A 14,521-nucleotide genomic window follows, 5' to 3' on the forward strand; every position below is an offset into this window, starting at 1 on the left:
TGGTAATCGTTGTCAGATCTTCAGCGGCAGCGAACGCAGCCGTTTTCCTGTGGCCTTGAATACGGCATTACCCACGGCAGCAGCGACCGGTGCTACCGCGCATTCGCCCACGCCTACCGGACTGCGGTCCGACTCCACCAGATGGATTTCCATCTTGGGTGTGTCGGCCATTCTGGCCAGGGGGTAGTCGGTGAAATTGCTTTGCTGGACATGGCCGTCGGCGATGGTGATTTCGCCCTGAAGACATGAACTCAGGCCCCAGACGATGCAGCTCTCGATCACGGTCCTGGCGATGTCAGGGTTGATCAGCAGGCCGACGTCGGCGGCACAGACAATCTTGTGCACCTGGATCTTGCTTCCCTTCACTGACACTTCGGCGGCCATGGCAACGATGGCCCCCTTGATCTTGTCCACTGCGAGTCCTATGGAGCGGCCCTGGGTGGGGTGGGCCCAGCGGGCCTTCTCGGCCACCAGCTTCAGCAGTCTGCTTTCGGTGGACCCGGCTTCGAGATGCTTCAGTCGGAACTCCAGACCATCCATCCTGGCCTTGTGGGCCATCTCGTCCATGAAGCTTTCCAGGAAGAAGCAATTGAAGGAGTGGCCCACGGAACGCCAGAAAAATACCGGCACGCCGCTTTCCACGATGACCTGATCCACCTTGATCTCGCCGAGCTTGTACACGGGCTCGCTGACCGTCTCGATGTTCTTGTCATCAGTCTCGATTTTCTTCCGGGCGATCTTTTCCACCTCGGAGGCCGGCATCGATGGGGGGAAGATCGCCGGCCGGAGCACATGGAACAGGTTGTAGATCAGACTGTCACCGGCAATCCGGAAGCGCCAGGACTTGACCCTGCTGCCGTCCAGTTCGCCATACATGCGACTCACCACCGCCGGGCGATAGTGATCGTGCTGGATGTCGTCTTCCCGGCTCCAGATCACCTTGACCGGCTTGCCGACATGCTTGGCCACCTGGGCGGCGTCCGCCGAAACATCGGCGATCACCCGGCGGCCGAAGCCGCCGCCCAGGTAGCAGCCGTGCACCGTGACTTTCTCGGGGGCGCATCCCAGGGACAGCGCGACGGCGCCTCGGACAATGTCGGGGGCCTGGGTGGATACCCAGACATCGACCTTGTCGCCGGCAATGGCGACGGTGGCGTTCATCGGCTCCATGGGGGCGTGGGCCATGAAGCCCGCCGAGTACTCGGCGCTGATGCTGTCCGCTGCCACCGGCAGGGCGGCGGCGGCTTCGGCCTTGTCCAGGGCCTGACGCTGATTGCGGGCGATGGTCGCGCTCGATACGCCTTTCATGGCGCCGGCATCCCATTCGATTTTCAGCTTGCCGGCGGCCTGGCGGGCGTACCAGGTGTTGGTGGCCACGACGGCGATACCACTGTCAATCTGAAACACGTCCAGCACGCCGCGCATCTGGCGCGCCTCGCCGGCGTCAAGACTCTTCAGGGTGCCGCCGAAATGGGGGCAACGCACAATCACCGCCATTACCGCGCCCTTGGGCGTGATGTCGATGCCGTACTTGGCCGAGCCGTTGGTCTTGTCCCTGGATTCGATACGGCGGTTGTACTTGCCGACAAAGCGATATTTTTCCCTGGGCCTGAATTCCAGTTTCTCTGGCAAAGGCAGGGTTCTGGCGACGTCGACAAAGCTGCCGTAGCTGGCCTTCCGGTTGCTGGCGCGGTGATGGATCATTCCGTCACGGGCTTCAAGTTCGGTGGCGGGTACGTTCCAGCGCTTCGCCGCGGCACTGATCAGCAGCATTCTCACGGCAGCAGCGGCCTCACGAATGGGCTGGTAGCAGGTGATCATGGAACTGCTGGCGTTGGTGATCTGGAGCTTGAAAAGGGGATTCAGGTAAGCCGGATGGATGCCGGAAAATTCCCGGACGATGGTCTCGGGCTCGACATTGAGCTCCTCCGCCACCAGGGTGACAAAACCGGTCATGATCCCCTGGCCCATCTCCGCCTTGTGGAACTGGAAAATGATGCGGTTGTCGGGGGTCACCTGCAGCCAGGCATTGGGCTGCAAGTCGGTGTTCGAGGCATGGGGATAAGGCACAACGGGTGCCTTTTCGTCCGCGAAGGAAATACCCACCACCAGGCCGCCAGCGGCGGCGAGGCCGGACAGGATGAAGTTGCGTCGACTGATAGCCATTTAGGATTTATCTCCAGGAGCGGGGGTTGCGTGGAGTTGCCTGGCGGTGACGTGAATGGCGTTCTTGATGCGCTGGTAGGTGCCGCAACGGCAGATATGCCCACTCATCGCCGCCTCGATGTCCTTGTCCGAGGGAGTCGGATTCGTTGCAATCAGCGCGGCCGCTGTCATGATCTGTCCGGACTGGCAGTAGCCGCATTGCGCGACATTCTCGCTAACCCAGGCCGCCTGGAGGCTTTTCGCGATCTTGCCGACCAGCCCTTCGATGGTCGTGACATTCTTGCCGACGGCCGACGAAACCGGCAGGCCGCAACTGCGCACCGGAACCCCATCGAGATGGACGGTGCACGCGCCGCAGGCGCCCACGCCACAGCCGAACTTGGTGCCGGTCATGACCAGCTCGTCGCGCAGGACCCAGAGCAAAGGCATTGCGGGATCCACGTCGAGAGTGCGTTCCTCTCCGTTGACTTTGATTTTCACCATCGTGTTTTCCTTGTAATGAGTGACGCAGACAGCGGCGCCGCCAGCGGCGGATATTGCGATAACTGATCAGAACCTGGAGGGCACTGCGCTCAACAGCCGATCATTTCGAAACTCGGGTTCGACGTAGCAGGCCTTGCTGTGGGATAGCGATAGATCCAGCAGGCTTTCGCAGGCTTGAACTCCGACCAGGGCGGGATTCACGACCGGGACATTCAGCTTTTGGGACAGGTATTGATGGGATTGATACATGGTCGTGGAACCCAAGACGATCACGTCGGCACCATCCTCATCGATGGCCTGACGGGCGGCTTTTTCCAGGGTCGCGAAAACGACTTCTTCCTTTCCGGTGAGCAGCGCCTCCAGGTTGGGATGGGTATTGATGTGGCGTACCGAGGCCAGCCGTGCGTCGAGCTGATACTGTTTCAAGTTCTTGTAATAGAAGGGCACCCAGCGTTGCCACAGGGTGATGATCGAAAACCGATCCCCCAGGTTGCAGGCCAGGAGAAAGGAGCTCAGTCCGGCTCCCACAACGGGGATGCTCAGCCGGGAGCGCACTGCCTCAAGACCGGTATCGGTCATGGTGCTGATGCAAACAGCATCAACGCCATCGTCTTCTGCTTGCTGCGCCTGTTCCAGGACAAACACCGTGGCCAGGGCACTGTCGTAATGGCTGTCCAGGAAATGGCCGCCTTCACGGGCAAAAGCAAACTCCAGGATGGTGCCCGGGCGTCGAGAATCTTCAGGAATTTGCCCGCAAAACAGCGGGTGCGCCTGGTGGGGGACGGGGACCGGTGTGATAACCCGGATCCTGCGCGGCCTCTTGCTTGAATGCGTCATGGCTTCCTCCTGCGTTGTTGTCGCCTGGTCCCGGTTGCTGCGCTACTCGGGTGCCTGTGGGTGCCAGGTGAATCCTATTGCAGGGGGGGTATGGATTCTTGCTACAACAGGCCAAGGAATATCTAGAAGTCGACATGTGGGCTGTCATGCCGATTCAGGCCCCAGGGCGTGAATCGGATAGTGCTGCTGACGGGCAGCGTTTCATCGGTAGCAAACTGAAGGACAACTCCCCGATGGCCCGGATGGCCGAGATCTGTGCCGCATGCTGTTAGGGCCTCTCAGAACGACCCTATGGACGAAACCACCCGCGCCATTTCCAGCAACTTGTTGGCGTAGCCCCATTCGTTGTCATACCAGCAGACCACCTTGACGAAGGTATTGTCCAGAGCAATGCCGGCTTCGGCGTCGAAGACGGAGGTGCAGGAATCGCCGCGAAAGTCGGTGGCCACCACCTTGTCCTCCGTATAGCCCAGCACACCTTTCATGTCCCCCTCTGCGGCGGTCTTCATGGCCCGGCAGATTTCCTCATAACCGGCAGACTGGTGCAGCTCCACCGTCAGGTCCATTACCGACACATCGGCAGTGGGCACACGAAAGGACAGGCCGGTGAGCTTACCCTTCAACGCAGGCAGCACGGCGCCAAGGGCACTGGCCGAACTGGTCGAGCAGGGAATGATATTTTCGAGCATGGCTCGTCCACTGCGCCAGATCTGGGGCGACGGCCCGTCAACCACCTTTTGTGCGATGGTGGCTGGATGGATGGTGGTCATCAGGCCACGCTTGATGCCCCAGTTGTCGTTCAGCACCTTGGCCACGGGGGCCAGGCAATTGGTGGTGCAGGAGGCATTGGAGATGATGTCCTGGCCGGCATAGGTCTGGTCGTTCACGCCGAAGACGAACATGGGGGTGTCATCATCGGCAGGGGCGGACATGATCGCCTTTTTGGCGCCAGCGGTGAGGTGTCGAGCGGCTGCGCCCCGGGTCAGAAAACGACCAGTGGATTCGATCACGAGATCGGCACCGATCTCGTTCCACTTCAGCTCGGCGGGGTCCTTGAGGGCGGTGAGGCGGATCTTCCTGCCATTGACGATCAGGGTGTTGCCCTCGACGGCGACACTGCCCTTGAAGCGGCCATGGACGGAGTCGTACTTGAGCAGGTAGGCCAGGTGGCCGGGCTCCAGCAGGTCGTTGATGCCGACGATTTCGATGTCAGCGAAGTTCTGAACCGCCGCCCGGAAAACCATGCGGCCGATGCGGCCAAAACCGTTGATGCCAAGCTTGAAAATCATTGATTGCTATCTGAAAGGTGGTGTGCCAGCCCACTCGTTCCAATCTCGGACTCAGGGGGCAAACTAAAAAAAAAAGCCCTCGCGGGCGGAAGGTCTCGGCTGAATAGCGTCATCCGATCAAGGGAGGATGCGACTGCATTCCGGTGAAGAGCGCCTTGCGGACAACTCTCCACCGGACCATCGAGCGGCGATCAGTAGTTGTAGATCACATCGATGCCGTAGGTACGCGGTTCACCCCAGGGGCTGCCGTGGTCGGTGGAATAGTTCACCACATCGTAGATTGTGTACTTCTTGTCGGTCAGGTTCTTGCCCCACAAGGCCACGCTCAGGTCGCCATTGCCGGCGGGCGGCACCTTGATCCGGGATAGAGCCAAGCGGCCGTTCCAGACGCTATACGGCGGAACGATGAAGGAACTGGCAGGCCATGCCCCTGTCAGGTCAATCGGCGTGGACTGGGCACCCCGGTAGGAATAGCTGAGATTGCCATCCAGCTTGCCGGGCAGGCCAAGCGCCGGGAAGCGGTAATCAACACTGGCAGAGTAGGCCTTTTTCGGCACTACCAGCTTGCGTGTGGCCGCCACGTCCAGCCCGGTTACCAGATCCGTGAAGCGGGTGTACTTGTGGTCCATCCAGGCCGAGTTCAGGCTGAGGCGCAGGGCATCGGTCAAGGCCGCCGTCAGGTCCAGCTCCACCCCGTTATAAACGGAGCGGCCCACGTTCTGGATGATCCAGTCCGTGCCACCGGTAGCCGGGTTGGGCGTGGCCACCGACTTCTGCTCGTTTTCGTACTTGCTCTGGAACAGCGCCAGGTTGGTCCGCAGGCGGCGGTTCAGGAACTCCCCCTTCATGCCGAACTCGGTGGAGGTGATGGTTTCCGGATCGTAGCCTTTGGTGAAACTTGCCGCAGAGCCGCTCGCCAGGTCGAAGCCGCCACTGGTGTAGCCCTTGGCCACCTTGCCATAAAACATTACGTCGTCGGTCCAGTGGTAGTTCAGGGACAGTTGTGGCGTGGTTTTGGAGAAGGTGTTCTTGCCATAGGCGCCGGCATAGCCGGCCGGCCAGGAGAACACACCATTGACGACGCCCGGCGTGGCGGTCGGAGTCACGACGAAGCCCGAGAAAGACTGATTGAAGCCCGTCGCTTCCCGGGTATCCCGGGTATAGCGGATGCCGGGAACGATCTCCAGCTTGCGGGACAGCACATCGGGACGCCAGGAAATCTGGCCGAAGAGCGCCACAGAGGAGTTCTTTGCGGAGGAGATCCCGCGCTTTTCCATCATGGCGAGATCAGAGCCCAAAGGGCCACCAGCGCTGGAACCGAGGCTAGGCATATACATCACCAGATTGGGACCGCTATTCTGATGACCCTTGTCCTCGGCATAGTAGATGCCCGTCGTGTACTTGAAGTTGGGGCCTGCATCACCGATCAACTGGAATTCCTGGGACCAGGATTCATTGAACAGAGTGATGGGTGAACTCTGGCCATTGAACGGCGTGGAGCCCAGGGGCAGGATGGTGAAGGCGCCGGAATCGGAGCGGATGTCGGCTACCCCGCGATAGGCCGTATAGATGTAGCCGTTGGACGTATCCACCTTGCGGTAGCCGGTGATGGATCGGAAAGTCAGAGAAGGATTGATTTCCCATTCCACGTTCAGGGTATGCCCTTCCGCCTTGTTGCGGTTCTTGGGCATCGCGTAAGGGTAGTAAAGGGAAGTCAGCTTTTCGTGGGTACAGCCGGCGATGGCGGCGGCCACCCGGGGGTCGGCCGCAAAGAAGGACATGAAGCCGCCATACATCATGATGTTGGGCGGTTCAAGGCACTGGGCCGGCGTTTCATAGGATTCCGTGGTATTGGTGTCGAAACCGTAGTCGACGGTGACATTGTTGGCCGGCTTCCAGCGCAGGTCCAGACGCCAGGCATCGGCGGTCTTCTCGCCGAACTTTATGCCACCGGGGGCGGAGTTCCTGATGCCCTCGTTATCCCGGTCGCTGTGCAGATAGGAGACCTTCGCCGCCAGGGTGCCGGTCAGGGGCACATTCACCATGGTCTTGGAGAGAAACTGACCCCGCTCCGCCACAGTGATCTGCTGCTTGAAACTGAACTGCCCCAGTTCCGGCTTGACCGTATAGAGATTGAGAGCGCCGCCGGTCGCGTTGCGGCCGGACATCACGCCCTGGGGTCCCTTCAGGATTTCCATGCGTTCCAGGTCGGCAGCCGCCAGATTCATGCCCGCTGTCTGGGAAAGGTAGATGCCGTTGATGTGCACCGCCATGGGCATGGAGGCCGCCACCGATACCATGTTGGGCACCACGCCCCGGATGGAGGGATACAGCACTTCGCTGCTGCCGGGATAGGGCTGGATACTCAGGCCCGGCACATAGGCGCCAACGTCCGACAAGGTGACGATGCTTTTCTGCTCCAGGGCCTTGGCATTGAAGGCCTGTACCGAGATCGGTACTTCCTGGAGGTTCTCCGCCCGTTTCTGGGCGGTGACGATGACTTCCTCAAGCTGACCTTCGGCGGCATGAATTGTCGGTGCCACGGCCATACCCGTCATTAGAAGGCCGGATACGGCCATGTGGATTCGATTCTTCTTGAACACTGTCTCTTCCCCTTATTCGATTGGATTTCGTAATAAATTCGGGAGTAACCCGGCGGGAATTATGGGTAGGGCACTTGTACAGGCAGAGGCCCAAAAAAATCATTAGAGGGACATATCGGCTCACTGGAATTAGATATGCCAACCACATTTACCAAAGGGGGCGATTCTGAAAAACAATCGCCCATCGCGCTTTCCCGCAGAAAGCGCGATGGGCGAAGTCTCCCCCGACAGCCCCCAGGATTCAGGTGCCCACGGTGATGGCAGGGGGCCGTCTAGGCTGGATAAATCTTCACCCGGGCGGCGCATTCCGCCTGGAGGGTGGAGGGCCCCATGTATTTCAGGCCCCGGCCCAGCAGGCTGTTGAAGTTGCCCGGCCCGCGCCCCTTGGCCACCGCGGCGTCGGTGATGTGGCCCCAGCAACCGATGGTTCCCAGTACCTCGGGGTGAATGGTCTCGGTGTATTTCAGGAGGCCTTCGATACGCCCGTGGGGCGATTCGACGCAGACTCGCTGGCCGTCATCCAGGTTCTTTTTCCGCGCCGTGGAGGAATTGATCAGGATGCGGGCGAAATAGGGGTCCCGCTCCGCTGCCTCCAGCAACCAGGCATTGGTGGCTGGAACGGTGCCCGCGCCCACGCCGCCGATGGCGGTGCGCCAGTTGATGGCGTACAGATCGAATTCGGGGAGCTCGTTCTCGATCACGCTGGGATGCCAGAAGGGCAGGGGCGCGTATTCAAAGAACACCCGCTCCGGATCGAGGCCCGGTACCTTGGCGAAGACATCATGGGCTTCCATGTTGCGCCGCAGATCGTCGCCCACCTGCTTGAGCCAGTTGGAGTACAGGGGAATGCGATGGCCGCCGAAGCAGTCCGGCACATAACGCTTGAATGCCGGCTTGGACTTCAGGTTGTGGCCCTGTTTCCAGACTAGGGCCTCATCCTGGGGGGCCACTGCCCGCACATAGGTCTCCACGTATTCCTTCGCGCTGCGATAGCTGTGGGTGATGTCGTTGACGGTCGCCTGGCTCACCGCCTCGGTGGCGCCGCCGGTCATCTGCATCATGTTGAGGAAGGAGCTGAAGCCCAGGGGACCGGTCATGGTGCCCAGCCGGTTGGCCAGCTCGATGTAGATGTCGGCGCTATGGGGAATGCCATAGAGGGGCTGCACCACCGGCTGCTGGATCTGGATGCCCTCATCCTCCACGGACCACATGCCTTCCCAGGCCCAGCGTTCCAGGTAGGTGACATCCGGCAGCACCAGGTCGGCGAAGAGCGCCGTCTCGTCCACATAGAGAGTGATATCCACCATGTAGGGAATGGCCTTCAGGCCCTCGATGGTGGACTGGGTGTTCATGCCGGTGAGCACCGGATTGCCGCCTTCGTTGATCAGCATCTCGATGGGCGTGTTGCCGTACTGCTCGGGATGGGCCTGGGTCTCGTAGCACAGGAGGCCCGCATCGAAGGCCACCGGGAAGTATTCCGGGATGCTCGACATCTTGGGTGGGAAGCTGAAGGCATGGGGCTGGAACGGCGTGAAGATCAGTCCGTCCGGTCCCGGCAGGGTGGTGGCAGGGGAGGTGGGCATCATGGTGCCGATCCAGGCCCGGGCGCCGCCCACGGCCCGGGTCGAGCCGATCAGGACATTGATCAGTTCCATTGCCCAGGAGGTGTGCAGGGCGTTGGTGTGGGTGCTCAGGCCCCGATAGCCGGACACGGAAGCCGGGCGATAGGGGTAGGTTTTGCCGTCGATCTCGATGGTCTCGCCGATGTGCGCGGCCTGGCCCAGCTCGTTGGCCAGGCGGCGGATGGTCTCGGCCGACACGCTGGTAATGGGTTCAGCCCATTCCGGGGTGTATTGGCGCAGGTGATCGTGCAGCAACTGGAAGCCCGGCTGGCCTTCCCCCACGGTGGTCTGGAATCGGCCCAGCAGGGCCAACTGGTCGGGATCGATGGCCGGATCGTCATACTCCCGGGCCTGATTGGTCGCCAGGTCCCACACCAGGGGTTTGCCGCTCTGGGCATGGCGCAGGGGATAGCCGTCGGCGCCGATCAAATACCCGGCATTGGTGTGCACCCGCAGGTAATGGGCGTCGTAGATGTTCGCCTCGTGGAGCAGGACGTGCATCATGGCCAGCAGCATGGCGCCGTCCGTGGCCGGACGGATCGGCACCCATTCTTCGGCCATGGCGGCGGCCCGGCTCTGTTGGGGATCTACCACCACCAGCTTGAACTTCTCCCGACCCTTGGCGTCACCCAGGATGCGCCCGTAGGCCACGGCGCTCTGATAGCACTCCCCCAGGGCGGCGCCGACGATCATGGTGAATTCGGCATACTCCAGGTCGGGGTGGGTGTTCATGGAGTTGTGGATCATCTCCCCCGCCGTGTGGGCGCCGTTGCCGCACATGTGACCCATGGCGCTGAACAGGTTCTTGCAGGTATTGCTGGTGCCGAAGGACAGACCGAAGGCATTTCCCCAATGCCAGGAATGGGTGTTGAAGCCTCCCATCGCCAGAAGATTGGGATCCTTATCGCGGACCGCCCGCAATTTCGCTTCCAGGATGTTCAGGGCCTTGTCCCAGGATATTTCCTCCCAGCCGGGATCGATGTCCAGGCCCTTTTCCGGGTTGGTGCGACGCATCGGCACCTTCAGCCGCTTGGGGTCATAGAGCCGCATGGCCCCGGCGTTTCCTTTGGGGCACAGGCGGCCCCGGGTGGCGGGGGCGGTGGGGTTGCCTTCGATCTTGACCAGCACGCCGTCCTTGACGTGGGCCAGGATTGGGCAGCCGTGGTAGCACATGCTGCAGTGGGAGGGCACCCACTGATCGGCAGGTGTGGAAGAGGTGGCGGCGGCGTGGGACATGGGTAAAACCTCGATTGGTTTGGATTAGCCGCTGGCGATGGCCTTCACCAGGATCAGCAGCACTCTGATCCGGCCTGAGGCGTCCACATGGGACTCGAGAGCCTCATCCGCATCGTTGATGGCCTTGTCATTGACGAAAAGGTGCACATTCTTCAAGCGGCAGCCCGCGTCCCGGGCTGGACCCAAGGCCGGCACCAGGGGAGGGCCGAAACGATCCAGCAGAGCCTTGAAAATTCCCCTGCCGGTGAGAACGCCAGGTGCCAACTCCAGGTCGAGGGTCGGCCGGCTGCTGCCGCCCAGACACAGGTCCGGGAAGCCGTGCAGCATGACATTGGCGGTGATCCGTGGTTCGTCCATGGAGAGGTCAGGTCCTGGCGCGACCCTGGGCCATCAGGGCCGAGAGGGAGAAGCTCTTGCGGTAAAAATAGGCGGCGCGAGTGACCAAGGTGAGTTTCAGGGACCAGCCGGTCACGGCGGCGATCAGGCCCGCGGTGGCCGCCAGGCCGGTAGTGGCGGTGCCTCCCAGCAGCAGGCCGGTGACCAGCAGGGCCGCCGGCAGTCCATGGCCGGAAACCTCGAAGTTGCCGCTGAAATGGCCCAGCACCGCGAAGGTCTCACGGGGGATTTCGTCAACGCTCAACCCCTTCTGGTAGCGATGCCAGGCCAAGTAGCGTAAGGCTAGGGTCGCCAGCAGCAGGCCGGCCAGCGGGGACGAGACACTGCCCGGCACGAAAGCGGAGCACAAACTTGCCAGACCGATGCCTTCCGCCAGCCCGGTGCTGAGGATCAAGGGCACGATCCGGGGATCGGACCAGGCGGGAATACCCTTGGACTCGCCCAGGATGCGGGCCTGGCAATAGAGGAAGAACAGGGCGGACAGGGTGGCCGCCACAGCCATGGCCCCCACCTCGGACTGGAACAGGGACAGGGCGCCGCAACCGAAGAGGGTGGGCATGGCAAAGCCCTCCCGGGTCATCCAGGAGGTCTGCACGTGGCGGAAGATGTTGAAGGCCCGAGTGGGCCGGCCCATCTTGGCCATGATGCACAACAGCCCCAGGGCGACGATCACTAGTCCCAGGGCCGCCTGGACCCGGTAGGCCTGGATCGAGGGGGCCAGCCAGGTGGCCGACAGCAGGAGGCCGGCGCCGGTGCCGCCACCGATGAAGTTGCCGACGGCGCGCCAGTCCCATTTGGTTTGCAGATGGGCGGTGCTGGACCATTGGGTCGCCGTGCCTTGCAGAAGCTCTGGTTGCGATGTCGTAGGGTGCATTTTGAGGCTCCGATGCGGTATCAAGGTCAGAGGAGCAGAACAAGCTCAATCGTTCGCGAGGGGGGTATCCCCCGGGAGATAAAAGATGGACGGCTTGGTCCCTGCTCCGGGCAGCAGGGGGAAGCCCTTGCGCGCCTCGATCAGCCGGCTGATCTTGCTGTTGGGATCGTCCAGGTCACCGAACTCCATGGCATTGGAGGGGCAGGTATTGACGCAGGCCGGGGTGACCTCCCGGTCCACACCCGGGGTCAGGCCAGTGTCCTTGGCCTTGTCCAGACGATGCTGGCAGAAGGTGCATTTGACTACCGTGTCCCGCTTGGAGTCCCAATCATGGCCCGCCTCTCCGCCCTTCAGCTCGTGGGGGGTGAGACCGTCCTCGAAGTGTTCCAGCTTGTCGCCGACGAAATGGCGCTGCTCGTAGGGGCAGGAGGTCATGCAATAGCCGCAGCCGATGCAGACATCCGCATCCACCAGTACCAGGCCGTCGTCCCGCTTGTAGGTGGCCTTGGTGGGGCATACCGGCACGCAGGGCGGCTCGGCGCAGTGGTTGCACTGGACCGGGGCGTGGATGCGCTTCGCCTTCGGATACTCACCCACCTCCTCGAACATCATGCGCCGGAAGTGAACTCCCGAGGGTGTGCTGTGCTCCTGCTTGCAGGCCATCACGCAGCCATAACAGCCGGTGCAGCGCTGTAGATCTATGGTCATGCCCCATCGCATAATTCACGTCTCCTCGAATCCTCCGGCATGTTCCATGCCGACGGTAGGCAACTCTCTGGGAGCCACCATTGGAGGCAATTATGGATAGCCCAAGAGATCCAGCAGAGGCTCAAAACGCTCAATCAGAGGACGAATATGTTCATCCATTCTCAATCCTGGAGCGGGTCGCCGATGTCGATGGGTTTGTCAGGGTCAGGTCGAGAATGGCCTGCCGGGAGTCGGGACTACGGTTACCCTAATCCGGGGATGAGTTCCGATATCCGGTAAAAATCGAACACAGGGTGTTTCGCAGCCACAGATTTGCCGGATCTTCTTCCTTGGATTCGTGCCAGTAGAGGCGGATATTCATCTCCCTCGGTGTATTGAGGTCGGTGGGCAGGGCCACTAGACGGTTGCCCGGGAAACTTTCCTGCATCAGGGCGAGGGTCGAACGGGTTGCGGTCAGAAGAAAATCCGTGGCCGCCACGGTTTTACAGGCGGTCCAGTAATCCTGGCAGCGCAAGACGATTTCGCGCTTCAACCCCAGGCGTTGGAACTCCAGGTCCACCAGGTTGGCATCCTGTTCGAAGGGTGCCACGACGACGTGGTATTGGCCCAGGTAAGCATCAAGGTCCATGGTTCCTTTGCTCAGAGGATGCCCTTGCCGGACCATGATGCCCAGTTTTTCACAGTTCAGCAGGGTGCTGCGGATACGGCTGGAATGGGGGAACTCGAACTGGATGGCTACATCGAACTTTCCCGCTGCCAGATGGGATTCAAGCTTGCCCAGGCTGTAGTGGGACACAGCGATCTCGTAGGGTGGGGTATTGCCCATGCTCGCAGTCAGTTGCGGCAGAAAGCCAGGTCCATAGGTTGCCAGCAGCATGCCGATATTCAGTCGGGGGCGGACTTTTTCCGGTTTGGCGGGATGGGCCTGATTGATGGATTGTTCCAGCAGACGCAGGGCGGACTGGACCGGTCCGATCAGGCGTCTCGCCATTGCGGTTGGGGTAATGATGTTTCCATTGCGTTCAAAGAGCGGATCGTCACACAGCTCTCGCAGCCTCGACAAGGCATGGCTGATGGCGGACTGGGTCAGGTGCAGCCGTTCACTGGCACGGGTAACTGATCCTTCTTCGTAGATCGCTTCGAAGGCAACCAGCAGGTTCAGGTCCACGCGACGGATATCGATGTTTTTCATGGGCCTCATGAAGCATTTTCACTAGGGGGGCTTGGGGTTTGGCCCTTACATTGTGCCGCAGTTCAGGTGGTCGAGAATAATCGGGCCATGCAGGAAATTCATCGGGGAAGGGACGCCCGGTCGTCCCTGGCCGGGGGAGCGGAAACAAGAGGAACAGTGATTTGAATATCAAAGTCCATGTACAGTTTATTTCCCCCGAGGGGAAAAACGACAAGATGTTCGGGCCTGCCAAGGCTGCCGTGCACAACGGTGTCCTCCAGGTTGTGCGGGATGCTGCAGGTGCCAAAGCCACTGTGGTGGCCGGCTACAACGATCGCTCTGCCTATCACATGAGCCGGGGCTTCATGGAAGCCTACAACAACGTCGGAATGATGGAATCCTTGTTCCAGGCCCAGGAGCAGGGTGCGGACGTGGTCTTGATCGCCTGTGGTAACGATCCGACGCTGTACAGCGCAAGAGAGGCCCTGGATATCCCGGTGGTGGGAATTACCGAGAGCGGGATGTTATTGGCCTGCATCCTGGGCAAACGTTTCGCGATGGTCGGAATCGAGGAGGGTTGCGCATCCCTGGTGGAGCGGAATCTCGAAACCTATGGTCTGGTGGATCGAGCTATTCGGCGGGATCCGGTGAGAACAGCCGACCTGGCGGAGAACACCATTCTCTGGTTCGAGCAGCCGGAACTGGTGCGGGAACATGTGATTCCTCGTTTTGAGGAAGCGGCCTTCGGCGCCATCGAGGATGGGGCCGAAGTGATCGTGACCTCCTGCGGTGCTCTCGCCGCCCTGACCTTGAACGGCTACAGCAAGGTGACCGGCACCGATGTCCCTGTGGTGGAGTCGGTACTGGCGGGTAGTTATATGGCGGGCATGTTGGGCATCCTGCGCAAGCGGCACAGCCTGTCCACCAGCAAACACCGCACCTTCAAGGGGCTGCCACCGGAGGTGATTGCTCATTTTCTTGCGCCTTTTCGAGAATAGCTTTCGGCCCCTTGTGCCACATCGCAAAGTGTGTATTTCCCACTCTCATGGAGTGGGGTCTGGCGATCAGTGTCGATGTCATCACCACCATCCCGGCTGACCGCAATCACGCGGATTTGCGCATACCGGGTTTTATAA

11 protein-coding genes are annotated in these 14,521 nt (G+C 61.0%); 1 reads left to right on the top strand and 10 read right to left on the bottom strand.

Features of this window, described 5'->3' with window-relative positions:
- Positions 1–12: 12 nt before the first annotated feature.
- The 10 genes from DENOEST_RS06030 to DENOEST_RS06075 form a co-directional block, all read right to left on the bottom strand.
- Positions 13–2,166: a xanthine dehydrogenase family protein molybdopterin-binding subunit gene (locus tag DENOEST_RS06030; protein WP_145771635.1), complete on the bottom strand. Its 2,154-nt coding sequence runs from the start codon at positions 2,164–2,166 to the stop codon at positions 13–15.
- Positions 2,167–2,649 (bottom strand): (2Fe-2S)-binding protein, encoded by a 483-nt coding sequence (locus DENOEST_RS06035; protein WP_145771634.1) that lies wholly within the window; start codon positions 2,647–2,649, stop codon positions 2,167–2,169.
- Positions 2,650–2,715: 66 nt separating this feature from the next.
- Positions 2,716–3,486, bottom strand: coding sequence for an aspartate/glutamate racemase family protein (locus tag DENOEST_RS06040; RefSeq protein WP_145771633.1), 771 nt, complete (start codon positions 3,484–3,486; stop codon positions 2,716–2,718).
- Positions 3,487–3,764: 278 nt separating this feature from the next.
- Positions 3,765–4,775 carry a type I glyceraldehyde-3-phosphate dehydrogenase gene (gap, locus tag DENOEST_RS06045; protein ID WP_145771632.1) on the bottom strand — a complete coding sequence of 337 codons (1,011 nt, stop codon included), beginning with the start codon at positions 4,773–4,775 and terminating at the stop codon, positions 3,765–3,767.
- Between the two features lie 191 nt (positions 4,776–4,966).
- The gene (locus DENOEST_RS06050; RefSeq protein ID WP_232096454.1) at positions 4,967–7,318 is read right to left on the bottom strand and encodes a TonB-dependent receptor; all 2,352 of its coding nucleotides are present in this window, start codon (positions 7,316–7,318) and stop codon (positions 4,967–4,969) included.
- Positions 7,319–7,650: 332 nt separating this feature from the next.
- Entirely contained in the window at positions 7,651–10,236 is a 2,586-nt protein-coding gene (locus tag DENOEST_RS06055; RefSeq protein ID WP_145769570.1) for a molybdopterin-dependent oxidoreductase, read from the bottom strand.
- A gap of 24 nt (positions 10,237–10,260) precedes the next feature.
- The gene (locus DENOEST_RS06060) at positions 10,261–10,593 is read right to left on the bottom strand and encodes a hypothetical protein (protein WP_145769571.1); all 333 of its coding nucleotides are present in this window, start codon (positions 10,591–10,593) and stop codon (positions 10,261–10,263) included.
- Positions 10,594–10,600: 7 nt separating this feature from the next.
- Positions 10,601–11,506: a dimethyl sulfoxide reductase anchor subunit gene (locus DENOEST_RS06065; RefSeq protein ID WP_145769572.1), complete on the bottom strand. Its 906-nt coding sequence runs from the start codon at positions 11,504–11,506 to the stop codon at positions 10,601–10,603.
- Positions 11,507–11,551: 45 nt separating this feature from the next.
- Entirely contained in the window at positions 11,552–12,214 is a 663-nt protein-coding gene (locus DENOEST_RS06070; protein ID WP_197970540.1) for a 4Fe-4S dicluster domain-containing protein, read from the bottom strand.
- Positions 12,215–12,461: 247 nt separating this feature from the next.
- Positions 12,462–13,406, bottom strand: coding sequence for a LysR family transcriptional regulator (locus DENOEST_RS06075; protein ID WP_183148215.1), 945 nt, complete (start codon positions 13,404–13,406; stop codon positions 12,462–12,464).
- 161 nt (positions 13,407–13,567) lie between these two features.
- Here DENOEST_RS06075 and DENOEST_RS06080 point away from each other — a divergent pair, with 161 nt between their 5' ends.
- Positions 13,568–14,383, top strand: a complete 816-nt coding sequence (locus DENOEST_RS06080; RefSeq protein ID WP_145769575.1) for an aspartate/glutamate racemase family protein — start codon at positions 13,568–13,570, stop codon at positions 14,381–14,383.
- Positions 14,384–14,521 lie beyond the last annotated feature (138 nt).

Origin of the sequence: Denitratisoma oestradiolicum, assembly GCF_902813185.1 — a bacterium.
GTDB classification, from domain to species: domain Bacteria; phylum Pseudomonadota; class Gammaproteobacteria; order Burkholderiales; family Rhodocyclaceae; genus Denitratisoma; species Denitratisoma oestradiolicum.